The 23,342-nt window shown below is 40.0% G+C and carries 27 protein-coding genes, 2 pseudogenes and 1 riboswitch; of the genes and pseudogenes, 22 read left to right on the forward strand and 7 right to left on the reverse strand.

The genetic code is table 11. The annotated features are described in order from the left end of the window. Positions 1 to 233: 233 nt before the first annotated feature. The 9 genes and pseudogenes from J7J00_RS01470 to J7J00_RS01505 all read left to right on the forward strand — a co-directional run bounded on the left by J7J00_RS01470 (position 234) and on the right by J7J00_RS01505 (position 6,197). Entirely contained in the window at positions 234 to 602 is a 369-nt protein-coding gene (locus J7J00_RS01470; protein ID WP_214786850.1) for a nuclear transport factor 2 family protein, read from the forward strand. Positions 603 to 702: 100 nt separating this feature from the next. Then, the gene (locus tag J7J00_RS01475) at positions 703 to 1,074 is read left to right on the forward strand and encodes a GNAT family N-acetyltransferase (protein ID WP_214786852.1); all 372 of its coding nucleotides are present in this window, start codon (positions 703 to 705) and stop codon (positions 1,072 to 1,074) included. A gap of 236 nt (positions 1,075 to 1,310) precedes the next feature. Further along, a riboswitch (SAM riboswitch) is annotated at positions 1,311 to 1,422 on the forward strand. Positions 1,423 to 1,700: 278 nt separating this feature from the next. Continuing rightward, positions 1,701 to 2,223: pseudogene (locus J7J00_RS28790) on the forward strand (methionine ABC transporter ATP-binding protein); the annotation flags it as partial. 116 nt (positions 2,224 to 2,339) lie between these two features. Beyond that, complete coding sequence (locus J7J00_RS28795; RefSeq protein WP_396020466.1) at positions 2,340 to 2,723, forward strand: NIL domain-containing protein; 384 nt, start codon at positions 2,340 to 2,342, stop codon at positions 2,721 to 2,723. 13 nt (positions 2,724 to 2,736) lie between these two features. Continuing rightward, the gene (locus J7J00_RS01485) at positions 2,737 to 3,387 is read left to right on the forward strand and encodes a methionine ABC transporter permease (protein ID WP_053537357.1); all 651 of its coding nucleotides are present in this window, start codon (positions 2,737 to 2,739) and stop codon (positions 3,385 to 3,387) included. A gap of 21 nt (positions 3,388 to 3,408) precedes the next feature. After that, positions 3,409 to 4,281, forward strand: coding sequence for a MetQ/NlpA family ABC transporter substrate-binding protein (locus J7J00_RS01490; protein ID WP_214786856.1), 873 nt, complete (start codon positions 3,409 to 3,411; stop codon positions 4,279 to 4,281). A gap of 81 nt (positions 4,282 to 4,362) precedes the next feature. Continuing rightward, positions 4,363 to 5,559, forward strand: coding sequence for a M20 family metallopeptidase (locus J7J00_RS01495; protein ID WP_214786858.1), 1,197 nt, complete (start codon positions 4,363 to 4,365; stop codon positions 5,557 to 5,559). Between the two features lie 208 nt (positions 5,560 to 5,767). Then, positions 5,768 to 5,977, forward strand: a complete 210-nt coding sequence (locus J7J00_RS01500; protein WP_214786860.1) for a Fur-regulated basic protein FbpA — start codon at positions 5,768 to 5,770, stop codon at positions 5,975 to 5,977. Between the two features lie 25 nt (positions 5,978 to 6,002). Next, on the forward strand, positions 6,003 to 6,197 hold the full coding sequence (locus J7J00_RS01505; RefSeq protein WP_098372067.1) for a Fur-regulated basic protein FbpA: 195 nt from the start codon (positions 6,003 to 6,005) through the stop codon (positions 6,195 to 6,197). Between the two features lie 14 nt (positions 6,198 to 6,211). Here J7J00_RS01505 and J7J00_RS01510 read toward each other — a convergent pair whose 3' ends face one another. Continuing rightward, positions 6,212 to 6,835 (reverse strand): dienelactone hydrolase family protein, encoded by a 624-nt coding sequence (locus tag J7J00_RS01510; protein WP_309487119.1) that lies wholly within the window; start codon positions 6,833 to 6,835, stop codon positions 6,212 to 6,214. Between the two features lie 202 nt (positions 6,836 to 7,037). On the opposite strand from J7J00_RS01510, the gene J7J00_RS01515 reads away from it, so the two are divergent. From J7J00_RS01515 to J7J00_RS01525, 3 genes are all read left to right on the forward strand, one after another. Beyond that, on the forward strand, positions 7,038 to 7,652 hold the full coding sequence (locus tag J7J00_RS01515) for an undecaprenyl-diphosphatase (protein ID WP_214786862.1): 615 nt from the start codon (positions 7,038 to 7,040) through the stop codon (positions 7,650 to 7,652). Positions 7,653 to 7,791: 139 nt separating this feature from the next. Continuing rightward, positions 7,792 to 8,217 carry a 3-hydroxyacyl-ACP dehydratase FabZ gene (gene fabZ / locus J7J00_RS01520; protein WP_214786924.1) on the forward strand — a complete coding sequence of 142 codons (426 nt, stop codon included), beginning with the start codon at positions 7,792 to 7,794 and terminating at the stop codon, positions 8,215 to 8,217. A gap of 33 nt (positions 8,218 to 8,250) precedes the next feature. Continuing rightward, positions 8,251 to 8,667: an NUDIX hydrolase gene (locus tag J7J00_RS01525; RefSeq protein WP_286201126.1), complete on the forward strand. Its 417-nt coding sequence runs from the start codon at positions 8,251 to 8,253 to the stop codon at positions 8,665 to 8,667. 71 nt (positions 8,668 to 8,738) lie between these two features. On the opposite strand, the gene J7J00_RS01530 is transcribed toward J7J00_RS01525, so the two are convergent. Continuing rightward, positions 8,739 to 9,320 carry an LOG family protein gene (locus J7J00_RS01530; protein ID WP_214786864.1) on the reverse strand — a complete coding sequence of 194 codons (582 nt, stop codon included), beginning with the start codon at positions 9,318 to 9,320 and terminating at the stop codon, positions 8,739 to 8,741. Between the two features lie 104 nt (positions 9,321 to 9,424). On the opposite strand from J7J00_RS01530, the gene J7J00_RS01535 reads away from it, so the two are divergent. From J7J00_RS01535 to J7J00_RS01545, 3 genes are all read left to right on the forward strand, one after another. Further along, positions 9,425 to 9,745 carry a MazG nucleotide pyrophosphohydrolase domain-containing protein gene (locus J7J00_RS01535; RefSeq protein ID WP_214786866.1) on the forward strand — a complete coding sequence of 107 codons (321 nt, stop codon included), beginning with the start codon at positions 9,425 to 9,427 and terminating at the stop codon, positions 9,743 to 9,745. Between the two features lie 275 nt (positions 9,746 to 10,020). Beyond that, positions 10,021 to 10,596, forward strand: a complete 576-nt coding sequence (locus tag J7J00_RS01540) for a TetR/AcrR family transcriptional regulator (protein ID WP_214786868.1) — start codon at positions 10,021 to 10,023, stop codon at positions 10,594 to 10,596. A 72-nt stretch (positions 10,597 to 10,668) separates the two neighbouring features. Beyond that, a complete protein-coding gene (locus J7J00_RS01545) occupies positions 10,669 to 13,836 on the forward strand; it encodes a bifunctional cytochrome P450/NADPH--P450 reductase (protein ID WP_214786870.1) in 3,168 nt (1,055 codons plus the stop codon). A 142-nt stretch (positions 13,837 to 13,978) separates the two neighbouring features. Here J7J00_RS01545 and J7J00_RS01550 read toward each other — a convergent pair whose 3' ends face one another. Then, positions 13,979 to 14,215 (reverse strand): hypothetical protein, encoded by a 237-nt coding sequence (locus tag J7J00_RS01550; RefSeq protein ID WP_214786872.1) that lies wholly within the window; start codon positions 14,213 to 14,215, stop codon positions 13,979 to 13,981. A gap of 153 nt (positions 14,216 to 14,368) precedes the next feature. Here J7J00_RS01550 and J7J00_RS01555 point away from each other — a divergent pair, with 153 nt between their 5' ends. Continuing rightward, positions 14,369 to 14,818, forward strand: coding sequence for an NUDIX hydrolase (locus J7J00_RS01555; RefSeq protein ID WP_214786874.1), 450 nt, complete (start codon positions 14,369 to 14,371; stop codon positions 14,816 to 14,818). Positions 14,819 to 14,871: 53 nt separating this feature from the next. Here J7J00_RS01555 and J7J00_RS01560 read toward each other — a convergent pair whose 3' ends face one another. Both J7J00_RS01560 and J7J00_RS01565 read right to left on the reverse strand, forming a co-directional pair. Then, a complete protein-coding gene (locus tag J7J00_RS01560) occupies positions 14,872 to 16,275 on the reverse strand; it encodes an NCS1 family transporter (RefSeq protein ID WP_286201127.1) in 1,404 nt (467 codons plus the stop codon). 214 nt (positions 16,276 to 16,489) lie between these two features. Then, a complete protein-coding gene (locus J7J00_RS01565; RefSeq protein WP_214786878.1) occupies positions 16,490 to 17,659 on the reverse strand; it encodes an MFS transporter in 1,170 nt (389 codons plus the stop codon). A gap of 193 nt (positions 17,660 to 17,852) precedes the next feature. On the opposite strand from J7J00_RS01565, the pseudogene J7J00_RS01570 reads away from it, so the two are divergent. From J7J00_RS01570 to J7J00_RS01585, 4 genes and pseudogenes are all read left to right on the forward strand, one after another. Next, positions 17,853 to 18,431: pseudogene (locus J7J00_RS01570) on the forward strand (TetR/AcrR family transcriptional regulator). 251 nt (positions 18,432 to 18,682) lie between these two features. Beyond that, positions 18,683 to 19,180 carry a hypothetical protein gene (locus J7J00_RS01575; RefSeq protein ID WP_214786880.1) on the forward strand — a complete coding sequence of 166 codons (498 nt, stop codon included), beginning with the start codon at positions 18,683 to 18,685 and terminating at the stop codon, positions 19,178 to 19,180. 172 nt (positions 19,181 to 19,352) lie between these two features. After that, the gene (locus J7J00_RS01580) at positions 19,353 to 19,583 is read left to right on the forward strand and encodes a DUF3953 domain-containing protein (RefSeq protein WP_286201128.1); all 231 of its coding nucleotides are present in this window, start codon (positions 19,353 to 19,355) and stop codon (positions 19,581 to 19,583) included. A 111-nt stretch (positions 19,584 to 19,694) separates the two neighbouring features. Further along, positions 19,695 to 20,381 carry an MBL fold metallo-hydrolase gene (locus tag J7J00_RS01585; RefSeq protein ID WP_214786882.1) on the forward strand — a complete coding sequence of 229 codons (687 nt, stop codon included), beginning with the start codon at positions 19,695 to 19,697 and terminating at the stop codon, positions 20,379 to 20,381. Here the strand turns inward: J7J00_RS01585 and J7J00_RS01590 are convergent. Beyond that, positions 20,357 to 20,530, reverse strand: coding sequence for a hypothetical protein (locus J7J00_RS01590; protein ID WP_214786933.1), 174 nt, complete (start codon positions 20,528 to 20,530; stop codon positions 20,357 to 20,359). The two genes, J7J00_RS01585 and J7J00_RS01590, sit on opposite strands and share 25 nt — an antisense overlap. Before the next feature lie 31 nt (positions 20,531 to 20,561). Further along, positions 20,562 to 21,950 carry an aminotransferase-like domain-containing protein gene (locus tag J7J00_RS01595; RefSeq protein ID WP_214786884.1) on the reverse strand — a complete coding sequence of 463 codons (1,389 nt, stop codon included), beginning with the start codon at positions 21,948 to 21,950 and terminating at the stop codon, positions 20,562 to 20,564. A 177-nt stretch (positions 21,951 to 22,127) separates the two neighbouring features. On the opposite strand from J7J00_RS01595, the gene azlC reads away from it, so the two are divergent. Together azlC and J7J00_RS01605 are read left to right on the forward strand one after the other, a co-directional pair. Further along, positions 22,128 to 22,883: an azaleucine resistance protein AzlC gene (gene azlC, locus J7J00_RS01600; protein ID WP_214786886.1), complete on the forward strand. Its 756-nt coding sequence runs from the start codon at positions 22,128 to 22,130 to the stop codon at positions 22,881 to 22,883. Then, on the forward strand, positions 22,880 to 23,212 hold the full coding sequence (locus J7J00_RS01605) for an AzlD domain-containing protein (protein WP_141992276.1): 333 nt from the start codon (positions 22,880 to 22,882) through the stop codon (positions 23,210 to 23,212). Before azlC ends, J7J00_RS01605 begins: the two co-directional genes overlap by 4 nt. The last annotated feature ends 130 nt before the right edge of the window (positions 23,213 to 23,342 follow it).

Below are 23,342 nucleotides of genomic sequence, written 5' to 3' on the forward strand. Positions count from 1 at the left end.
GGAATTACCGCTAGTATTGTGGAATAAATTGTTCTTAACACTTAGAAATCCGTCGTGAGTCCAGTTTCTTAATAAGAAAATAGGTTAGGTAAAAACGGTTAAAAACGAAAAAGAAAAAAATGCTGCTGACCGCAAATATTAACCAACTGGTAATCAGCAAGCAACTGGATAAAAAATCTTTGCCAGCATGGATCATGAATTTCACCAATAGCTGAAAAAGGAGGACCAGATGAATGGAAAGTGAATCTTCGTTGTTAAAAGAGCATTTGTATCTGCTGGAGGAGAAATTGTTAAAATCTGAAGTCCGTACATCACCAGAAGAGCTTTCATTATTATTGAAAGATGATTTCTTTGAGTTCGGCAGTTCGGGTAACATCTGGTCTAAAACCGATTTTGTGGGGCAAGAGGGAGCCGGAGCGGTGAAAATGACACTAAGTCAATTTGATATGCATCCATTGTCTGAGGACACCGTGTTAACGACATACCGGATTTTTGATGAAGATAAAGTGGAACATACCTTAAGGAGTTCAATCTGGACATGTACGAATGGAAGGTGGCAAATGTTTTTTCATCAAGGCACAAAAACGAAAGGGCCCCGTTAAGCCTATTTTTATGAAAAAGAAAATATCATAAATGAGCGTAAGTAAAATGATTTTTGTTGAGTTGAAAACTATTTCACTAAATTGATAGGGGTGAATGAAGTTGATCTTTCGTACCATTGATACGGACAAGGATAAAGATATTATCATTAAATTCAGGAAAGATTCCTATGTTGTAAGTTTTGGATCTGAAGATGGTTTTGGAGATGAAAATACATATCTGCAACGAATGAAAGAGCGGGTCCGCAAATTCCCGGATGGACAGGTGATCATTGAAAAGGAACAAGAACCGATTGGACAAATGGAACTTCAAATTCGTGAGTATGAAGGAACAGAGATTGGCTATGTGAATCTTTTTTATCTTATTCCCGATTACCGCAGTAAAGGCCTTGGCAAGGAATTGGTTCACTACGCAGAAAACTTTTTCAGGCAATTTAATGTCTCTGAATATCATTTAAGGGTTCTCTCCGGATAATGGAAGGGCGATTCGTTTATATACGAATTCAGGCATGATGAAGATAAGGGAAGAAAATGAAAAATACCTTGTATGGAGAATGAGTAAATCATTATAAAAATGAAATAAAATTATATTAATATAACTTAAAAAGCATCAATTCACTATACTATGAAAATATTTAGAACGAAAAAAATATGGTTGACTTTAGAGAAATTAGAATATATAGTGAAGGACATAATTAAATATAACGTTAATTCTTATCAAGAGATGTGGAGGGACTTGGCCCTATGATACCTCGGCAGCGGGTTTTTACTTTTGTAAAAATACTGTGCTAATTCCAACGGACGAAAGTTTGAAAGATAAGAAGGAGCTTTCCTTAGATAATTAATTTAAGAGTTTACTCTTTTTTATGTCTAAAAGAGGCCTCTTCTGTCTGATGACGGAAGAGGCCTCTTTTGTTTATTCAAAATGTATATGGTTATTTGGAGTATTGGTGTATTTACTCGTGAGTTTCGAGCATTTACTCGTGAATTTCGCAGATTTACTCGTAAATTCCAAAAATTTAACCCTATCATTATGAAACTTTGCAAAGCTCTTCTCTGGATAATGAATTCGTACAAATAAACAGCATGGGGGGAGATTGGATGATTGAGTTTCAAAATGTTAAAAAGGTTTATCAAACAAAGAAACAGACTGTCGAGGCTTTGAAGGGCATTAATTTGACAGTTGAAAAGGGGGATATATTCGGTGTAGTCGGTTATAGCGGGGCCGGGAAAAGTACGTTGATCAGGTTGGTCAATTTGCTTGAGCATCCATCAGATGGTTCGGTGATTGTTGGGGGCAAGGATTTAACCAAATTGAACCCGAGGGAATTGCGGGCAGAAAAGAAAAAAATCGGGATGATCTTTCAGCATTTCAATTTGCTAAACTCAAAGACTGTTTTTGATAATATCGCCATGCCGCTGATTTTATCGGGAACCCCTGGTAAAGAAATCAAAAAGCGGGTAGGCGAGCTGTTGGAGTTCGTTGGCTTATCAAGCAAAGCAAAGAGTTATCCGGAACAATTATCCGGCGGTCAAAAGCAGCGGATTGGCATTGCGAGAGCATTGGCTACCAATCCATCGATCTTATTGTGTGATGAAGCTACGTCGGCATTGGATCCACAAACAACGAGTGCAGTTCTGCAGCTCTTAAAGAAAATCAATAAAGAATACAATATTACGATTCTGCTAATCACTCATGAGATGTCTGTCATTAGGGAAATTTGCAATAAGGTAGCGGTCATGGAGGGCGGATGCGTCGTTGAACAAGGTTCGGTTTTCGAAGTGTTTGCGAAGCCGCAAACGGATATTGCAAAAAACTTCGTGAGAACGGTCATACATGACGAAATTCCACAAAGTTTCCTAAAAAGCATAGGGTCCCATATCCCGGTTATTTGGAAAATTAATTTTATTGGGACTACTTCGGGAACTCCTTTACTTTCAACGATCTCGAAGAAATATGATGTTCATTTAAGTGTTTTATCAGCCAATATTTCTGAAATTCAGGAAACGCCTTTCGGGAATTTGATCATCGAAGTGACCGGGAACAAAAATGAGGTGGACAAGGCTTATCAGTATATTAAAGATGAGGGGATTCTCGTCCAGGAGGTGCAGATAAATGGGTAATACGCTTTGGGGAATGGAAATAACGGCAGATCAGCTGTCAACAGCTTTCGGTGACACACTTTATATGGTAGCCATCTCATTGGTATTTTCCGGATTGATTGGGCTTCCGCTCGGTATCCTGCTTGTCATTACAAGAAAGGGTCACATCCTGGAGAATAAATGGGTCTTTAATGTATTGAACCCGATCATCAATATATTGCGGTCGGTTCCTTTCATCATCTTGCTTGTAGCACTTATTCCGTTTACGAGAATGATTGTAGGCAGTGCGATCGGAACGAATGCGGCCATTGTTCCGTTAATCTTTTATGCGGCTCCTTATATCGCCAGGCTTGTGGAGAACTCCCTTTTGGAAGTGGACAAAGGGATCATCGAGGCAGCTCAGGCGATGGGGGCGACGACATGGCAAATCATTTATCGCTTTTTGATTCCCGAGGGACTCAGTTCGTTGATTCTTACATTTACAACAGCGACAATCGGGCTTGTTGGATCTACGGCCATGGCAGGTGCCGTCGGTGCAGGCGGGGTCGGAGATTTAGCTTTGGCTTACGGTTATCAAAGGTTTGATACGATGACGATGATCGTCACAGTGGCGGCGCTCGTGATCATCGTTCAATTATTGCAATCCACTGGGAATTTTGTTTCAAGAAAAATCAGAAGAAGATAAAAATAACAGGAGGTAGGAGAAATGAAGAAAATCTTATTAACGATCATAGTATTGGCATTGGCCATCGTGTCTGCAGCATGCGGGAAAGAAGAAGGTGCATCAGGCGGTTCGGATGATGTGAAAACAGTAAAAGTCGGTGTCAGCAGCGGGGATACAAGAACATGGGAATACATTGTCGACATAGCGAAAGAGGAAGGGCTTAATATCGAATTGGTCACTTTCAATGATTATATCCAACCGAACCTTGCTTTAAGTGAAGGTGAAATTGATGCCAATTCATTCCAAACGGTCGCTTACTTCGATGAATTCGTTCAAGACCAAAATCTGAAATTAGAGGCAATCGGGTCGACTGTCATTGCGCCTATGGGCCTTTATTCGAAAAAACATAAAGATCTCAAGGATCTTCCGGATGGCGCTACGATTGCCGTTCCGAATGAAGCAACAAACTTTGGCCGTGCACTGCTTCTTCTTCAGGAAGCTGGATTGATTACATTGAAAGAGGAATTCAACGGATCGGGATCATTGGAAATCATTAAGGAAAATCCGAAAAACTTGAAAATCCAACCTGTTGCTGCTGGCAATACACCGCGTCTATTGGATGATGCCGATGCGTCAGCCATCAATAATAACTTTGCCGTCGAAGCAGGCCTTACTTTAAAAGATTCTTTATTCCATGAAAGTAAAACGGCGAAACCATATATTAATATCATTGCAGTTAAAAAGGGTAATGCCGATCGTCCTGAGCTGCAAAAATTAGTGGAGCTTTATCAATCGAAAAAAGTGGAAGCGTTCATTGAAAAAACGTTTAAAGGAAACACCATTCCTGCATATGTTTCTGTAGATGAATTATTGAATTACCAGGATGCTTGGACAAAACCAGCTAATGAAAAATAATGATTTAGAACAAGTGAAGGAATGCCGGATGGATTCACGATGCCTATCCGGTTCCTTACACCAAAAAGGGGAGATAAGAATATGGCGAGAGAATTAGTGCAGCATCAGCAGATCATTGAAGATCACATCGACCTTCATTCCAAATTATATATCGAAACGAGTCAAGCCATTCATGCCAAACCCGAAATTGGGAATCAAGAATTCTTCGCTTCGGATACATTAACCGGAATACTTCGAAATGAAGGATTTGAAGTGACCCGCAATATAGCCGGACATGAAACAGGATTCATCGCCAAAAAAACCTCTTCAAAGAAAGGGCCCACAATTGCCTTTTTAGCCGAGTATGATGCATTGCCCGGTTTAGGTCATGCTTGCGGCCATAATATCATCGGCACAACGAGTGTTGCAGCAGGCATTTCCTTGGCTCAAGTGCTGGAGGATACGGGCGGAGAGGTGATTGTTTTCGGAACACCGGCAGAAGAGGGCGGGCCGAATGGAAGTGCAAAAGGCAGCTTTGTGAAGCACGGTCTATTTGATGGGGTGGATGCGGCAATCCTTATCCATCCTGGAGGGCAAACGCGTGTCACAAGTCCATTTTTGGCAGTCGACCCCCTTGATTTTCATTTTTACGGGAAGTCAGCACATGCAGCAGCTGCACCTGAAGAAGGCGTGAATGCACTTGACGCGGTGATTCAGCTGTTCAATGGCATTAATGCTTTGCGTCAGCAGCTCCCAGCCGAGGTCAAGATTCACGGAATCATCACCAATGGCGGGGAAGCGCCTAACATCATTCCTGAATATGCTTCGGCCAGGTTTTACATTAGAGCAACAACATGGAAACTTTGCCAAGAAGTATCCAATAAAATACGTGCTGTTGCCGAAGGGGCAGCACTTGCCACAGGAAGTACGGTTAAAGTTGAACGTTTCCAAAATGAAGTACTCGATTTTGTCATTAATCCAGTTCTGGATGAACTGTTAAAAGAAGAACTGGCTCAATTAGGGGAAGCAGTGGGTCCTCGAAAAGAGAGTGGCTTTGGCTCGACGGATGCAGGTAATGTAAGCCATGTAGTGCCGACAGCACATCCTTATATAAAAATTGGCCATGATGAGCTGATTGCCCATACGAATGAATTCCGCGACTGTGCCAAATCTCCTGCTGGAGACAAAGCCATCCTGACCGGAGCAAAAGCCCTTGCACTTACAGGGTATAAATTGATTTCGGATAAAGACCTGTTGGATAAAGTGAAAGCAGCATTTCATGAAGCGAAGCAAAAATAAATAAGATGCAGGAAAAAAATTGTTGACTGCGGATCACGGAGTTAGTATTATAGAAATAACAATACCGAGTAATTAAATAGGAATTATAGGTTAATTGACCGGAAAACCGGAGACTTTTCTTTCATGTAAAGAGGTGTCTCCGGTTTTTTTTGTGAATGGGCAAGTCGAAAGATTCTCTTTCAATACATCCTATAAAGGGGGATTTATCATGGGGATATTATTACGTAAAGCGATTGAGAGAAAAAGAAACTTCCTAATCAACAAGTTGATTAACAAGGGAGTTTATAAAAAGAATGACATCCATCTTTTTGAATTAACCTTAACCGATTTAGAGAATGAATATATTAAAATAAGTAAAATCGAAGAGAAGGAATCCGACGATCATTCCCCCTGTCTGAGGATACATCATTTCATATAATATCAGAATAAAAGGAGAGGGTGAAATGAAGAAGGGCGTGGAAGAAAGGCGGAAGGAATTGATCTATAAACTTATGATCCATACTGTAAATAAGAGTGTGGAACAGCTGATGAAGTTAACCTTAAAAGAATTGGAAATAGAATATAAAAAGGTTCAAAATGACTGTCATCCCCATAGTGATGCGGGTTCGATACAATGGATCAATGCAAAACGGCATTAGGCTGAATGTGAACCTCAATTCAACCTAAAAAATTTCATCATTTTGCTAACGGCTTTCTGTGCTGATTCTGCATGATAGTTTGAGTTGTAAGGGTCGCTGAATCCGTGTTTTCCGCTGAATTTATGAACTTCGACATTCTTTATTTCCAAAGCTGAAATTAACTCGTCCACATTAAATGATGGCTCTTCTAATGGGAAAAATAGCAATGCAGGGCATTGTGGCGCTAATTCTGCATAATTCCTAATACGCGAACCGTAGTATCCAACTATTCCATCGACATATTCTTCCTCACTGCACAGCCAAGCTACAGTTGCCCCTGCACTGAATCCAAGGATGAAAATCTTTTGGTATTCATCTTTTATATCCGATAATATTTCCTTTATTTTATGTAAGGCGCCTGTGAAACCTACGTTCTCCATAAAATGCCGATAAGCAGCTTCCTCTTGGGAATAATCAAAAGGCGTCTCACGTTCTAGCAAATCCGGAAAGATTACATCAAAACCCTGTTTTGATATTGACTCACAAAAACCATGAATATGTTGGTTCAGTCCATATATTTCGTGAATGACAATGATGACAGTATCGGAATTTTTTTCTTGGTTTTTATGAATCAGAACGGAGTTAATATCATTATTCACTGAACTAACCTCCTTGTTTTTAATGGATTATATAGAATGTTCAGGAAATGTACAAGAAGATTTAATATGCTATCAAAACTGCATAGGAACTAACATGCGTGTGACGAAAATGTAAGATAATGGATTAAACTGTTAGGAAGAACGATGGAGATTTACTTCCTTTCTCTTTAATATGTAAGAAAAAGAGGAAGGTTGGTATGACATGGATTTTTTTGAGCTGAATATCGATGTATTTAGAATGATCAATGACTTAGGGAAACAATACGCTTATTTAAACCCCTCTGCCATTTTCATTGCGGAGTACATGGTTTTTTTCTTAGCTTTAGCTGTCATCGTAATATGGTTTACTCGAAATGAACAGAGTAGAATGATGGTTGTTTGTGGGATGGTTACATTTGTAATAGCTGAAATGATGGGGAAAATGGCAGGTAAATTGCATTCAAACAATCAGCCATTTGCTGAATTGACCAATGTTAATAAGTTAATTGAAAAGGCAGTGGATAATTCATTTCCAAGCGATCATACCATTTTGTTTTTCTCGTTTTGTGTATCATTTTGGCTTTTCAAAAGAGGATGGTGGTTGTTATGGATCATGCTGGCTTTCCTTGTTGGCATTTCCCGTATTTGGGTAGGTGTCCATTTTCCGGCGGATGTGCTGGCAGGAGCTATCCTGAGCACCATTTCAGGATTGGTGGTTTACCTTGTTGTTCCTAAAATAAACTTGATTCATAAATTATTAGGGGGTTATGAGAGGTATGAACAAATGATTCTATCCCCGTTAACTAAATCGAAGGAAAAAAAAGCAAAGGATTTGTAAGCGGAATCAAAAAACAGGGTTGCTCAGGCAGCCTTTTTTTGTTGAACGAAGTGCAGTTTGAAAAATACAAAAATATCCATGTGATGATGCTGATGGTAAAATAAAGTGAAAGCAATCCATTGAAATGAGGGACTTAATATTGATTGATATCCAAGAAATCAAAGACATTATCAGGCATCGCTATCCGTTTCTTTTAGTTGATAGAGTTTTGGAATTGGAAGAAGGAAAGAGAGCGATAGCCATTAAAAATGTCACAGCAAATGAAGAGTTTTTTACTGGTCATTTTCCAAATTACCCAGTAATGCCAGGTGTTTTGATCGTGGAGGCATTAGCACAGGTAAGTGCTGTTGTTATGCTTACAAAAGAAGAAAATAAAGGGCGGATCGGGCTTTTGGCTGGAATCGATGGATGTCGCTTTAAAAAGCAGGTAAGGCCAGGGGACCAGTTACGTTTAGAAGTAGAGATTACTCGCTTGAAAGGTCCTATCGGTAAAGGAAAAGGAAGGGCTACTGTCGATGGAGAAACTGTATGCGAGACAGAGCTCATATTTGCTTTTGGTGATTAATCTATCATGTGCAATAACGGGGGAATGATGGTGATGCCGATAAAAAAAGCCTACGGGTATGTGACAAGGATCAAAAATGGAGAAACACAGGTATTGGTTTTTCAACATCCCATTAGGGAAGCGGGGATACAGATACCAAAGGGAACCGTGATGCCTCAGGAAGATCCTTACCAAGCAGTTATTAGAGAAATGAAAGAAGAAACAGGTCTGGAAAATTTTCATGTGGAGAATTTGATTGCGGAAGATTTTTGGGAGAACGTTGATGGTGCCATACATAATAGATATTTTTATCAAATACGTGTATACAATGTTTCTGATGAATGGGATCATCAGCCAACGGGTGGAGGAGTTGAAGAGGGGCTGACATTTCATTTCTTCTGGATTACATCCCAGCATGAAGTGCAACTTATTAAAGGGCATGGAGATTATTTAAACCAGATATTCAATTAACCCTTCAGTGCGCAGCGGTTTATCACAACCGGCCAAGGTCATTATTGATCTTGGCCGGTTTTTTTAAATGATTAGGTTTGTTTTTCGGTAATGAATGTTTTTACGGTTGGCGGTTCATATGTATTAAATTGATCAAGGAGTCCATTTGGTTTAACATCTACCAGAGCCATGGAACGGAATTTTTCATGCAGGAACTGTTCGTCGGACATATGATTGAATAAAGCGACCAAAGGATCATAATAGTGATTGATATTTAAGAGTCCGCAAGGTTTTTGATGAAGACCTAGCTGAGCCCAAGTGAAAATCTCAAAGAATTCTTCCAATGTTCCTGGCCCGCCTGGCAAGGCAATGAACCCATCTGCAAGCTCAGCCATTTTTGCTTTTCTTTCATGCATGGATTCCACGACGATCAGTTCGGTTAAGTTCTTATGTGCTATTTCTTTTTTTTCTAGAAAATCTGGCAAAACTCCTATTACATTTCCGCCTGCTTCCAGAACGGAATCTGCAACTGCACCCATGATTCCTACACTTGAGCCCCCATAGACAAGGGTAATATTACGTTTTGCCAGTTCCGCACCCAGTTTTTTAGCCTCATCTACATAGACAGCAGATGCACCTTTGCTTGATCCACAAAATACAGCTAGACTTTTCAAAATATCACATCTCCCATTTAGTATTTAGTAATCTTCCCTTCTTATCATACAAAATTCAGGAAGATTTGTTAAACTTGAATTATCTAACTGAAAGGTGGATGAATATGAACGTCACTGAATTTCAACAATGGGTAAAAGATTATTATGAAGCACGAGGATGGTCAGAATTGGACATTTTCATTCGCATCGGCTTTTTGGCAGAAGAAACTGGCGAGGTGGCACGAGCCATTCGCTCCCTTGAAATTGGCAGGGATAGACCTGATGAGGTTATTGGTTCGTATGAAGAAAACAAACAGGAGTTAACCGAAGAATTGGGAGATGTGCTAGGAAACTTGATTGTGATTGCGAACAAGTACAATATCCCATTAGAAGAAGTGTTCAATGCCCATAAAAAGAAACTATCTGAACGTTATTATCATGCATAAATTCCTTTGATTTAATTGATTAACATGAAAATCATCCTGTTTTTAACTTGAAGAGCTGTGACTATCAGCTTTTTTTTATGGGCAAATGATAGTTTGTAGTACCCATTTAATTCCTCAAAAAGAAATAATTACAGACTTTTATCCCCCTCCGTTAACAAATAATTCACAAAATATGGGTAGTATGCGCGATTGAGATGAGATTTTATTGGGTATACACTTACACTAAATGGAATGAACATTCATTCCGCATCTTGTGAAAAAAGGGGTGAATCATTATGATCACTGCAGTAAATAAACGAGACAGTATAGTATCTAGCGCTTTAGTGCTATTCGCAGAACGGGGATATGATGCGACAACGATCCCGATGATTGCTACATCGGCAGGAGTTGGAGCGGGTACCATTTATCGTTATTTCGAGAATAAGGAAGTGCTGGGCAACAAGATTTTTCAAGAGTACTTGGATATTTTCACTGAAACGGTCAAGAGTGGATTTCCTCATGATGATTCAATTCGCAATCAGTTTCACCATATTTTTAAATCAATGGTTCACTTTACAACCGAGCAGGACCAAGCACTTTATTTTATTAAATTACATAGTGGGGCCCATTTTTTAAATGAAGATAGTCATGCTAGCTTTCAAAGGCTATTGGATATATTCAAAAATTTCTTTGAGTCAGGAAAAGAGAAAAAAGAAATAAAGGAGCTTCCTTCTTCAGCTTTGATTGCCATCATTTATGGAGCCTTTCTTGAGCTTGAGCGACTTGTTCGCATCGGGGAGTTAGAACCTGAACCAAAACTTTTGGCAGATGTGGAAGAAAGCTTTTGGGATGCAGTCCGATTGCACGATTGAAAAATTTTTAACAATCAAACGGAATGAACGTTCATTCCGCATTCTAAACTATTGTAAAGAGGTGCTAATAAAATGGAAAACACAACTCAGTTTCCACAGCCAAAGACATATGGCCCCCTAGGCAGCCTGCCTATCATTGATAAGGATAAGCCGCTTCAGTCTTACATGAAGCTGGCACGAGAACTTGGGCCGATTTTTCAGTTTCAATTTCCGGGTCGAATCACTACATTCGTATCAAGTGCTGCCCTCGCAAAAGAAATTTGTGATGAAACAAGGTTTGATAAGAAAGTCGGTCCAGCCCTACAAAAAGTGAGAGCATTCGGAGGAGATGGCCTTTTCACAAGTGAAACGACGGAGCCGAATTGGAAAAAGGCCCATAACATCCTGCTGCCCAGCTTTAGCCAGCAAGCAATGAAGGGATATCATGCCAAAATGGTGGATCTTGCTACCCAACTTATTCAAAAATGGGCCCGCCTGAATCCGGCTGATGAGATAGATGTTCCTGAAGATATGACACGATTGACGTTGGATACGATCGGACTCTGCGGGTTCAATTACCGTTTTAACAGTTTTTATCGGGAGACCACCCATCCTTTTGTCACCAGTATGGTGCGTGCGTTGGATGAAGCGATGAGCCAAACGCAGCGGCTTGGCATCCAAGATAAACTGATGATCAAATCTAAAAAACAATTCAAGGAAGACATTCAATATATGTTCTCTCTAGTGGATGAATTGATTGCTGACCGAAAACAAAATGGAGATCAGGGAGAAGATGATCTTCTTTCCCATATGTTGAAAGGAGTCGATCCTGAAACGGGCGTATCACTGGATGATGAAAATATTCGTTTTCAAATCATTACTTTTTTAATCGCTGGGCATGAAACGACGAGCGGTCTCCTATCGTTCGCCATCTATTTTCTCATGAATAACAGAGACAAGTTAAAAAAAGCGCAGCAGGAAGTCGATGAAGTGCTGGGTGATGATGTTCCTGATTACAAACAAGTGAAAAAGCTGAAATATGTCCGGATGGTGCTGAATGAAACGCTTCGTCTGTGGCCGACAGCTCCGGCGTTTTCCGTTTATGCGAAAAAAGATACCATGCTGGGTGGAAAATATAATGTGAAGAAAGGTGATGTGTTCTCGCTGATTATTCCCGAGCTTCACCGTGATCCATCTGTTTGGGGTGATGACGGTGAATCGTTCATTCCTGAGCGGTTCGAGGATTTGGATTCCATCCCTTATCATGCTTATAAACCGTTTGGAAACGGGCAGCGCGCCTGTATCGGACAACAGTTTGCCCTTCATGAAGCGACACTGGTGCTCGGCATGGTTTTACAGCACTTTGACTTGATTGATCATGAAGAATATCAATTGGATGTTAAAGAAACTTTGACTCTCAAACCGGACGGATTGACCATGCGCGTTTCACCGAGGAAGCCGACGATGTCATTTACCGCTGCTTCTCCAGAATCAAAGTCAGCGGACAAAGGAGTCACGGTATCTCCAATCGAATCAGCACATGGGACACCATTACTCATCCTGTTTGGATCAAATATGGGAACAGCGGAAGGGGTTGCTCGTGACCTTGCCGAAACAGGGAAGCGACAAGGCTTCAATGCCGAGGTTGCCCCTTTAAATGATTACACCGATCGGCTTCCTAAAGAAGGATCTGTTCTTATAGTCTCGGCATCTTATAATGGAAATCCCCCGGATAATGCAGGTGACTTCGTTTCATGGCTGAAGGAAAGTAAGGGTAACACATTGGATGGTGTTCACTATGCGATCTTCGGCTGCGGGGACCGCAATTGGGCCAATACGTACCAACGCATTCCAATCTTCATTGATGAGCGGCTGGAACAAAAAGGAGCAGTTCGGCTGTCAGAAACAGGCTATGGAGATGCAAGCGATGACTTTGAAGGGGATTACGAGAAATGGACAGAAGCCCTTTGGCCGAATCTTGCCGAAACCCTGAACATTGAAGTGAATGGGAATGATCGGGTAGTCAGCTCGATTACGATGAACTTCGTAAGTGATGTGAGCGGCACACCACTTGCCCGCACCCATCATGCTTTTACTTCCATTGTAAAAAGGAATTTTGAATTACAACATGTAGATAGCGGAAGAAGTACACGGCATATAGAATTAACTCTGCCAGAGGGAATACACTATCAGGAAGGCGATCATCTCGGGGTACTTCCGCAAAATCCATCGGAACTTGTCGAGCGAGTGCTCAGTCGATTTAACCTAAACGGTCAAGATTACGTAAATTTGACTGGGGATTTCGGAAAAGCTGCCCATCTTCCTACAGGAAAACCGGTAAAACTAGAAGAGTTACTATCAAACTATGTGGAGTTCCAAGAACCCGCCACTCGGTCTCAAATTCGGGAGCTTGCCACTCATACGGTATGTCCTCCGCATGTAAAAGAACTTGAAGATCTTCTTTTGGACAGTACCTATAAACAAGAAATCCTGAACAAGCGCATAACCATGCTTGACCTTATTGAAAAGTATCTTGCATGTGAAATCCCATTTGAACGTTTCCTGGCTTTACTGCCACCTTTAAAAGCAAGATACTATTCTATCTCAAGCTCACCACTCCACAACGAAGGAGAAGCAAGCATCACCGTCAGCGTCGTCCGTGGAGAAGCTTTGAGCGGAAACTGGGAATACAAAGGAATTGCATCGAATTATTTGGCAGAACGCTTCCAAGGAGACAAAATAGCCTGCTTTATCAATACGCCGCAATCCAATTTCCAACTTCCAGAGAAAACAGAAAAACCAATCATCATGATTGGCCCTGGAACAGGAATTGCACCATTCAGGGGATTCATCCAGGCACGTCGCGTTTTGAAAGAAAAAGGTGAAACTTTAGGGGCTTCTCACCTTTACTTTGGATGCCGTAATCCAGAACACGATTTCCTCTATCAAGAAGAACTCGTGCAAGCCGAACAAGAAGGCCTTGTAACACTGCACACCGCTTACTCAAGATGTCCCGGTCAAGAAAAAACATATGTCCAGAACAGATTAGCGGAAAACGCCCATGACATCCTTCCTTTATTAAAAGAAGGAGGACACCTATACATCTGCGGAGACGGAAGCAAAATGGCTCCCGATGTTGAACGAACACTGATCGAAAGCTACATGCATTTCTATCAAACATCCAAAGAGGAAGCTACAATATGGCTGCAACAATTAGAGGAAAATGGTAGATATGCGAAAGATGTTTGGGCAGGAGCATAAATAGGAGGTGCAGCGATTCTTAAGGGAATCGCTGCTTTCTTTATGCGGCAATGATAAAAAACGAGTAAAACAGCAAAACTCACGAGTAAAAAGCGTAAATTCACGAGTAAAACAGCAAAACTCACGAGTAAATAGCGGAAATTCACGAGTAAAGTGCGAATTCACGAGTAAACAGCGCAAATTCACGAGTAAAACAGCAAAACTCACGAGTAAAACAGCAAAGCTCACGAGTAAACAGCGTAAATTCACGAGTAAACAGCGCAAACACAGGTATATATCGCTCGAATTCAAGAGTAAATGCGCGAAAAATAGAAGAATTGGAACTAATGGGGAGTGCATTCATACATTGGCGGAGAGCGTTTACGGATTCTTTATTCATTGTTAATATTGAAAAAGCTAATGTTTTTTTATGGACAAATTGTATTAGAATGTTTGGTTAAGATCTTTCCTAGACCGAAATATAGTGGGAAACTCACGGGGAAACAGTACACGGCCATGTGGTTAATTGATGATAAAGGGGTCACTTTGAATAATGTTTAAGTATACGGTTTGTTTTGTAAAAAAGAATAATGAACTTCTCATGCTTAACCGGGAGAAAGCTCCTATTATGGGTGTTTGGAACGGGGTGGGGGGCAAAATCGAGAAGGGTGAAACACCTGATATAGGTGCACAGCGTGAGGTATTTGAGGAAACGGGCATAGAGGTAGGGACCTTTTTTTCTAAAGGAACGGTAACCTGGGAAACTCCAGAAGGTGAACTGGATGGAATATATGTATATTTGTATATGGCGGATGAGGATTTAATATATGAAACACCGAAAAAGACGCGGGAAGGCATTCTTGATTGGAAATCCATTGATTGGATACTTCATCCGCTTAATCTCGGAATTGCTGAGATGGTCGCGCAGTATTTGCCGGTATTATTGAAAAAAGAAGGAAACCATGCATTCACTTACAAAAATGGCCAGACATATATTTCATGAAACCAGCCTTACTTAAAAAGGGATACTGCCTACCCAGTATCCCTCTCAATAGGTTAAAGCTCATTCTCGAAGATCGTCCCCTTTTTGAATCTTGAACCCTTGAAGGCAAACTTCATCAGGATAATGTAGGCAATGCCTGCCACGACAACACCGATGATCCAGGCCAGCTCGACTTTTATAAAGGCAGCGCCGGCGCCGATAAGCATGGCGAGCAGCGCGCATGGATTATATCCTGCAAATGGCCCGTCTTCTCTGTACAAATCGGCGACATTCATTTTTTGCTTTCTTAATATATAATATTCGACTAATAAAATCGAAACGATCGGACCTAAAAATGCGGAATAAATCAGGATGAACAATCCAAGGCCCTTCGCCGAAGAATCCTGTACAAGCACCCAAGGGAATGAGCAAAAAGCAAGAATTCCGGTTATGATAACGGCAACCTTATATTTCAACTTTGTAAGCAAAGTAATGACATATGTTGGCGGAATAATATTGGCAACCATATTTACCGCAATTGCACCTATTACGATAAATGCCGAAACGCCTACTGTGATATAAGGATTATCCACCACAATGGCAAACGCCTTAACGGGATTGGAAATGCCGGTAGCGGACGCGAGCATTACACCGATTGTCAGTACAAAGCCGTATGCCAGTGAAATGGGCGAAAAGTACAAAAAACCTCGTTTTGCATCACTTATGCCAGACTTAAGCTCTCTTGAATAGTCCCCTGCGCTTAAAAAGATAGCCGCATAATTTCCTAAAAACATCATGATGAAAGCAAAGAACGGCAAGCCCCATGAGCCTTCAGCGTGCACCCATTTTTCCGCGATGACCTCGCTATGTGATGTAAGCAGAATGCCAAATACATAGACTAGCGCTAGCATGATAACGATGGATGCAAGCATTTCCACCCATTTGATGGCATGGAAGCCATACAGCGAAAGTACAATTTGCACCAATTGAATCGCGACAAAGCAAATGACGGCATTATCAACAGCACCACCCGTAATGACCTTCACGATTTCATTTAAAGCGGTACCGCCGATCCAACTTTGAAAACCGTACCAAATGATGGCCGGAATTCCGCGCAAAAGTGATGATATGATGGAGCCTTTCATCCCGAAGGACATTCTGAGCTGAACCACATAGGGAATGCCCGTCCTGTATCCAATCCTATCATTTAAAGCAAAAATCACGGAAATGATGGCGATGGCAATGGCAGCTGCAGCAAATGTCTGAACGATGTTCAACGTTGCGGTTCCCGCTACGACCAAGCTGGCCCCCAGTGTCATATTCCCTAAATTGACGCCGTCTCCAATCCACATGAATGTATAGGATATCGGGCCAACCGTCCTATCTTCTTTTGACCTCGGCTTCAGAGACTCATCCAAATCTGCATTATTGTGGAGCTCCGACTCTTCTAAAGCTTGACTTTCTAGATATGTAGACAATTTACACTCAACTCCCATTCGTAGTGTTAGATGATATGCCTAGTGATGTAATAAAAACTAACATGAGAAAAGTATACAGGTTTCATATTTAAGAATCATTAGAAGAAGTGTGAAATTTCAGATATTATTTTGTGCTTTTTAACTAAAGGAATAACAAAAAGGAGAGGGATATATTTATCTCTCTCCGCGTTATTTATTGTAGGATTATTAATTCCTAACTAGAAAGTTGTTTTTTTGAACTATACATGTAGTTACTCAGTAAAATAGATGCTAAACTTAATATCAAGAATAGTAATCCCCCTAGTAAGATGTATTGTGTGCCCATTCCCGATATAAATAATCCACCTACCGCAGTCCCGATTGTTATCCCTAAGTTACCTCCTGATAGAAACAAGCCATTAGCGAAATCAGGTGCTTCTGGAGCTGCAGATGTAATCCAATATTGACTAATGATACCTCCTACAGCAAATAATACTCCCCATAACACAATAGTTACCATCATAGATCCAGTCGACTTCCCCGTTAGGAATGACAATAAATAAACGATCCCTAGTACGCTTGGAAAAGATTTGACAGTTTTCGTGGCATTTTTAGTAAGTAACTTTCCTCCTGCAAGATTACCAATCAGACTTGCCAAGCCAAATAATAATAACACCAAACTTAACGTTTTCCCTGATATATTCGTAATGGTTTCAAGATACTCTGCAATGTAACTATTAACACCAGATGTTGCTGAACCTATAAATACGACAGTGGCAATAGCTAACCAAGTAATTGGCTTTTTTAATACGCTTAATTGAGCTCCATAAGGAAGTCTTTCCTTAACAGGTATCGAGGGTACAAATAGCAATGTAGCCAGGAATGCCATAGCATTAATGATAGCGAAGGATAACATCGCAATTTCTAAAGAAGATTCACTAGCAATATAATTGGTGATTGGTACACCAAGTATCATACCAGCATTCACCCCCAACATTATTTTAGAAACAGCCTTTGGCGCTTCTTCCTTGGTAACTGAGCTAGCTGCCACCGTCAAAGCCAATGAACAATAAATTGGATGGAAAAAGGCTGGAACTACACGAGCAATTAGTAAAATGGTAAAGTTTGATGCAAATATGGAGACAATGTTACCCAGAACGAAAATACCTAGTGCAAGTAACATTACCTTCTTGCGGTTTATACCCGAAAACAATAACGGCATAGTTGGACCGGATATTGCAACAGCAAGTGCAAAGAGACTCACTAGCAACCCTGCTTTGGATATGCTGACATGAAAGTGATCAGCAATTAAAGGTAATATCCCAACAACCCCCATTTCTGTTGTTAAGATGCCGAAAACACCTATGGTCAATATGAAAATAAACAAATTATTTTGTTTAGACATTTTTTACACCTATCTTCCTTTTAAGTTTTAGATGGCCATTAACAATTCGCATTGATGTATTAAGCCACATCTGTGTAAAATTATAAACAGAAATAGTTTTTCAACAATCACTAAATCAACATGATTCGTGTATTAGTGCACAAATCAATTGAAATTGTGTATTTAATTTTTTTAAAGGATGGTTGATTCCACAATGTCTACGGTTGACAGAAGAATACTCAAATCTCAAGAAGCAATAAAAAAAGCTTTTACTGAACTGATGTCTGAAAAAAAATTTGATAGCATTACGATACAGGATATTGCTGACAGGGCAAATGTTAATCGAAGAACGATCTATCTTCATTACTTGGATAAATTCGATCTGCTTGATAAGCTCATTGAAGAACATATTAACGAACTGAGGGAAATCTGCGAATCGACACCTGAAACGGATTCTTTGGATGGAGGTGCGAGCTGGTTCGAATACTTTGAAAGTAATTATTCATTTTTTTCGGCTTTGATAGCCAGTAAAGGAGTCCCTTTCTTCCGGAGCCGGTTACTTGAGTTTGTCATCGAAGATATCAAAAATGGATGGAATATAGCAGAAGGGAAATAACGCGGTTTAAGCGAAGATGTTATTCTTCAATTCTTTGGAACAGCATACGTTGGGGCAGTGGAGTGGTGGTTCAAGAATGAAATGCCTTATCCACCTCATATCATGGAAGAACAAGTGGGGATACTGCTAGATTCAATTGAAAAACTACCTCAATTTAGTGAAGAAGAGACAGAATAAAACATAGGGAGATGCTTTAACAAACCTGAAGGATTCTTACATTAAAAGGTTCAATATGAAAGGTTGCTGCGGCAGTTTCTTTCGGGAAAAATGCGGGGCAGGATGGGTAAAATTAAGCCTTGAATTTCATTAAAAAAAGGTGCTAAAATTGTTATATCAGTGTGTAGAGATATTGGTCGGTTTTTATTGGCCAAAAATATATGTCTCACGATACGTCTGCCATCTGAAATATTTTTGGTGGAGATGATCATATGCACGAAGAAACAAGATTACCGCGAAATGGAAAAGACTTTGTATTATTCTTGGCGATTATATCAATACTTTCAGTCAACATTATCGCACCGCTTATTATGGGATTTAAATTCGGATTCAGTAAAGAAGTGTATTTTGAAACGTTACAAGTAATTCCATTTGTGTGGATTTGTGTCGTTTTATTGGTAACACTTGTTGTAAATCCACTTGTTAATAAACTCGTACAAAAGTTTATTGAACCTACGGACGGTTTTAATGCTAGAGTGTTATTCACGATATTATTCAGCGTAACCATCCTGTCCATTTTACTGACGGTTATCGGATCTTGGATTGGCATGGGAGAAATTAGTTTGGAACCGATTCAAACGTTCTTTTATGATTGGCCGCGTAACTTTTTCATCGCATTTTGGGTTGAAGCTTTGATCGCACAGCCGATAGCAAGATTTGCAATGAAAAAATTACATGAAAGCCAGGCCAGTAAAGCAGTAAATGCGTAAACATTCAATTAAATTAAAAGCCCTTACAGCCGATTGGTTTTATTAAAAAGCCAATCGGCTTTTTATTGCAGAAAAGTGGGTTGGTCAATCAAGGAATTTCCATTTTCCACACAAATGAAAAGGTGTCAAATGGTATGATTAAATAAAAAATAGTACTTAAGGGGAAATATTCTTGAAAATAGTTAAACTCATCTTAGCAATGATTGTTCTTGCGGTATCAGTCTATCAACTAATTACAGGAAATTTTGATTTGATGCCGTATTCTATGTTGTTCTTGGGTGCACTTATGTTAGTAACAGGATTGGTCGAACTTCAAAAAGATAGAAAAGGAGGATTTTTTGGGTGCGTTGTTGTCTCATTATTTCTTTTCTTTGTTTCCATACAGGGTTTCTTTTTGAACTAACAGGTTCTTTACTTCAATAACTAAGTCGTTGCATCACCCTTTTTGTTACGCAATTAAAGGGACAGGTAAAGGTAGATTTTGTTAATAACAAACGGGAGGTTGGATGAGGAAATGAAGATAATAGAACTGCCAATTGAATTTGAATTTAATGGGCAAAAAAATTACATTAATCCTAGCTTGATTATATGGAAGAATGAACTGACTTTGGTCGATACAGGGTATCCTAACTTTTTACCTTTAATTGAATATGAAATTTTAAAGAATGGTTATGAATTGAAGAATTTAAAGAATATAATCATTACTCATTATGATATTGATCATATAGGTTCCTTATTTGATTTCAAGGAAAAGTATCCTTTGATTAACATAATAGCTAGTGAAGTAGAATCGAAATTTATTAGTGGCGAAATGAAGTCAGAGAGATTGGTTCAAGCCGAAGGAATGCTAGAAAATATGCCAAATCAAGAAATCGAATTCGGTAAATGGTTTATACAACAATTAAAGAAATTGAAGCATGTTTCAATTGATGAAAAGGTACATGATGGTGATTTGATTTTAGATAACGAATGTAGAGTAGTAGCAACACCAGGTCATACCTCAGGGCATATTTCATTATATTTTCCAAGTTTAAAAAGTGTAATAACAGGTGATGCAGCTGTTAAAGAGAATCATGAATTGGGCATTGCTAATCCGACATTTTGTTTAAATGTCGAGGAAGCAGAACAGTCTTTAAGAGAGATTAAAGATCTTAAAGCTGAAAATTACTATTGTTATCATGGTGGAACATTCACTTCATGACGGTTATAAAATTTGATTTCCACTTCAGGCACTCGCTTTCCGCGGGCGGTCCGGGAGACTCCTCGGCGCTCTTTGCGCCTGTGGGTCTCCCTTGGACGCACTTTTCTAAGCAGGAGTCTCGTACCTTCCGTTCCAATCAACTGGAACATTTTTTTAAAAGATTCGATTTTCCGATTTTTTTCAGTTGAGATACTGTTTTAATATGTCTAATCCTATTCTTAACTCATCAAATGAGTTGGTAGACGATAGTGCAATACGTAAATGTATATAAGGGGTGGTCTGCCCGCTTTGGAAACGATTGGAATGAAAAACTCGAATGCCGCGCCTTTTCAGATCCGTTTCCAGCTGTAACGCGTCGTTATGTCCTCGAATGGGAAGCCAACGATAAAGACTGAGAGGATGTCCAACATCCGTTCTTAAAGGAAAATATTCCGAATAAATATCATTTGCATTCTGGGCAAGCTGTTTCTTTTGAGAAACAATTTCATGAGCCTTTCCTGATAGGATAAGCTCTGTGATAACCTCTGCATCAAATGAAGAGGTCTTTACATTTATGTTGAAAATGGCCTGGGAAATTTTATCGCGCAAAGCATCCCCATAGACCATATAGGCAACCCTTAACCCAGAACATATAGACTTAGAGGTGCCGCAAATATACACGCACTGTTCTGGAAGCAAGTGGTACATAGGCTGCCGGTAATCGGAGATAATGCCTGCCGTCAGAAATGCATGAATATCATCCTCAATCAAAATTAAACGATGCTTACGGATGACCGCCGCTATTTCTTGCTTTCGAATATCTGACATCATGATTGTGGTTGGATTGTTGCAAGAGGGCATCAGAAAAATGCCGTTAATATTTATTTGACAACACTGCTTTTCAAGTTCGTCTGGCAGCATTCCGAACTGGTCTCCGGGAATGGGCACTAACTTAATATGGAACATCTTTGCCAACTCGATGAAGTTTGAATAGGTGTATAAGTCGGTCGCAATTCTATTACCAGGCTCAAACAATGCAGCCAAGGCAACTGCCAATGCATTTTGGGCACCGGAAACGATTGCCATATGCTCTTGATCCGCGTGAATGCCGAAAGATTCCATCCAGTTTAGGGCTGCTGTTTTTTGATGTGGAATGCCAGTCGGATCGTTGTAATTCAGCAGCTGCTCCAAATAACTTTTGTTCACAGTTTTTTGAATAGTTTCTGATACAATATCATTGGTTTGCTCAAAAGATGCCACAAAACCAAGATCAATGCTGTTTGCCGTTTTATCCGCGGAAATGGTTATAGAACGAGTGGCGTTGGGAGCCACAAAGGTTCCGCTTCCCGTAACCGCATATATTAATCCCTTTACCTCGCATATTTTGTAGGAACGGGTAATGGTGGTGAAGTTTAAATCAAGAAAATCTGCCAATTCTCGTTGCGGAGGCAACTTTGTTCCAGGTGCTAAAAAACCATTTGTTATATCTTGTTCAAGTAATGATGCAAGAGATTTATAAAAAGGACGCTTTAATGCTTTCTTATCAGGTTTCCAGGACATTGGATAATTATCAAATGAATTTACTGGCATACTTCACCTCTACGATCTTATTCCATACAATCATATCATTTTTTGTATGGAATTCTAATAATGATACGGGATGATTTATAAAAGAATTATCTATCAGAACCCCCATTTTGATGAAATGGGGGTATTTTATTTTAATTGTAATCCATACAATTAACTTGTTTTTTGTACGGATTTTGTATGTTAAGTTTAAATAAATTTAGCCATCAGGATGTGAAATATATGAAAAAAAGAACTCAAATGCTAACTGCATTTCGTGCAGCCTTTCCGTATACAATGCCCATTTTTGCAGGCTTTTTATTTTTAGGCATCGCTTATGGAATCTTTATGAATTCATTAGGTTTCAATGCGATTTACCCGATATTGATGAGTCTAACAATATTTGCAGGATCAATGGAGTTTATTGCAGCCAATTTATTGCTTGTCGCATTCAATCCGATTAACGCCCTTTTTCTAACTTTAATGGTGAATGCACGGCATTTGTTTTATGGCATTTCCATGCTGGATAAGTACAGGGGGACCGGGAAGAAAAAGCTGTATCTGATTTTTGGGCTTTGCGATGAGTCTTTTTCCATCAATTGTACCGTTGATGTTCCGAAGAATGTAGACAAGGGCTGGTTCATGTTCTTCGTGACACTGCTCAATCATTCCTATTGGGTGATAGGATCCGCGATTGGCGGCATTTTTGGCTCCCTTGTCAAATTCAACACAGAAGGACTCGATTTTGTTATGACGGCTCTCTTTGTAGTCATTTTCATTGAACAGTGGATGAAAGAGAAAAACCATCATAGTGCTCTCGCGGGGCTTGGGCTGTCAGCGGTCTGTCTTATTATTTTTGGCGGAAGCCATTTCATCATCCCTGCCATGTTTTCAATTTTGGGGGTACTCACCTTACTTAGAAAGCCATTAGAGAAAGTTGAGGTCAAGGCCATATGACAATGGATTTAACACAGCAGATCATTACAATAGCAATGGTTGTTTTAGGCACGATGCTTACAAGGTTTCTTCCATTCATCGTTTTCCCATCAGGTAAACCCACACCTAAATATGTACAGTATCTCGGTAAAATACTGCCATCCGCGGTAATTGGGCTTTTGGTCATTTATTGTTTAAAGGATGTGAGCTTACAATCCGGAAGTCACGGCATCCCTGAATTTATGGCGATAGCGGTAGTTGCCCTGCTTCACATTTGGAAGAAAATGATGCTCCTTTCCATAGCGGGGGGAACGATTGTCTACATGATGTTGGTGCAATTGGTTTTTTAAATGGATAATAATTAGCACATCCAACTCACGTCACAACACTCCAGTTTATTGAATCAGCCAAACCCGTAGACAAGATAGTAGCGCGTGCAACGGAAATTAAACGGAGCTATCGGGCAGGATTTCTTATGGA

This window comes from Bacillus sp. ISL-4 (assembly GCF_018613275.1).
In the GTDB taxonomy this organism is placed as follows: domain Bacteria; phylum Bacillota; class Bacilli; order Bacillales; family DSM-1321; genus Peribacillus; species Peribacillus simplex_E.

Excerpts from the sequence above, each read along its gene's own strand:
- J7J00_RS01470 (WP_214786850.1), top strand. The coding sequence starts at position 234 with ATGGAAAGTGAATCTTCGTTGTTAAAAGAGCATTTGTATCTGCTGGAG.
- J7J00_RS28795 (WP_396020466.1), top strand. The coding sequence starts at position 2,340 with ATGGAGGGCGGATGCGTCGTTGAACAAGGTTCGGTTTTCGAAGTGTTT.
- J7J00_RS01485 (WP_053537357.1), top strand. The coding sequence starts at position 2,737 with ATGGAAATAACGGCAGATCAGCTGTCAACAGCTTTCGGTGACACACTT.
- J7J00_RS01490 (WP_214786856.1), top strand. The coding sequence starts at position 3,409 with ATGAAGAAAATCTTATTAACGATCATAGTATTGGCATTGGCCATCGTG.
- J7J00_RS01495 (WP_214786858.1), top strand. The coding sequence starts at position 4,363 with ATGGCGAGAGAATTAGTGCAGCATCAGCAGATCATTGAAGATCACATC.
- J7J00_RS01500 (WP_214786860.1), top strand. The coding sequence starts at position 5,768 with ATGGGGATATTATTACGTAAAGCGATTGAGAGAAAAAGAAACTTCCTA.
- J7J00_RS01505 (WP_098372067.1), top strand. The coding sequence starts at position 6,003 with ATGAAGAAGGGCGTGGAAGAAAGGCGGAAGGAATTGATCTATAAACTT.
- J7J00_RS01515 (WP_214786862.1), top strand. The coding sequence starts at position 7,038 with ATGGATTTTTTTGAGCTGAATATCGATGTATTTAGAATGATCAATGAC.
- J7J00_RS01525 (WP_286201126.1), top strand. The coding sequence starts at position 8,251 with ATGCCGATAAAAAAAGCCTACGGGTATGTGACAAGGATCAAAAATGGA.
- J7J00_RS01535 (WP_214786866.1), top strand. The coding sequence starts at position 9,425 with ATGAACGTCACTGAATTTCAACAATGGGTAAAAGATTATTATGAAGCA.
- J7J00_RS01540 (WP_214786868.1), top strand. The coding sequence starts at position 10,021 with ATGATCACTGCAGTAAATAAACGAGACAGTATAGTATCTAGCGCTTTA.
- J7J00_RS01545 (WP_214786870.1), top strand. The coding sequence starts at position 10,669 with ATGGAAAACACAACTCAGTTTCCACAGCCAAAGACATATGGCCCCCTA.
- J7J00_RS01550 (WP_214786872.1), bottom strand. The coding sequence starts at position 14,215 with ATGAATAAAGAATCCGTAAACGCTCTCCGCCAATGTATGAATGCACTC.
- J7J00_RS01555 (WP_214786874.1), top strand. The coding sequence starts at position 14,369 with ATGTTTAAGTATACGGTTTGTTTTGTAAAAAAGAATAATGAACTTCTC.
- J7J00_RS01565 (WP_214786878.1), bottom strand. The coding sequence starts at position 17,659 with ATGTCTAAACAAAATAATTTGTTTATTTTCATATTGACCATAGGTGTT.
- J7J00_RS01575 (WP_214786880.1), top strand. The coding sequence starts at position 18,683 with ATGCACGAAGAAACAAGATTACCGCGAAATGGAAAAGACTTTGTATTA.
- J7J00_RS01585 (WP_214786882.1), top strand. The coding sequence starts at position 19,695 with ATGAAGATAATAGAACTGCCAATTGAATTTGAATTTAATGGGCAAAAA.
- J7J00_RS01590 (WP_214786933.1), bottom strand. The coding sequence starts at position 20,530 with ATGTTCCAGTTGATTGGAACGGAAGGTACGAGACTCCTGCTTAGAAAA.
- J7J00_RS01595 (WP_214786884.1), bottom strand. The coding sequence starts at position 21,950 with ATGCCAGTAAATTCATTTGATAATTATCCAATGTCCTGGAAACCTGAT.
- azlC (WP_214786886.1), top strand. The coding sequence starts at position 22,128 with ATGTTAAGTTTAAATAAATTTAGCCATCAGGATGTGAAATATATGAAA.
- J7J00_RS01605 (WP_141992276.1), top strand. The coding sequence starts at position 22,880 with ATGACAATGGATTTAACACAGCAGATCATTACAATAGCAATGGTTGTT.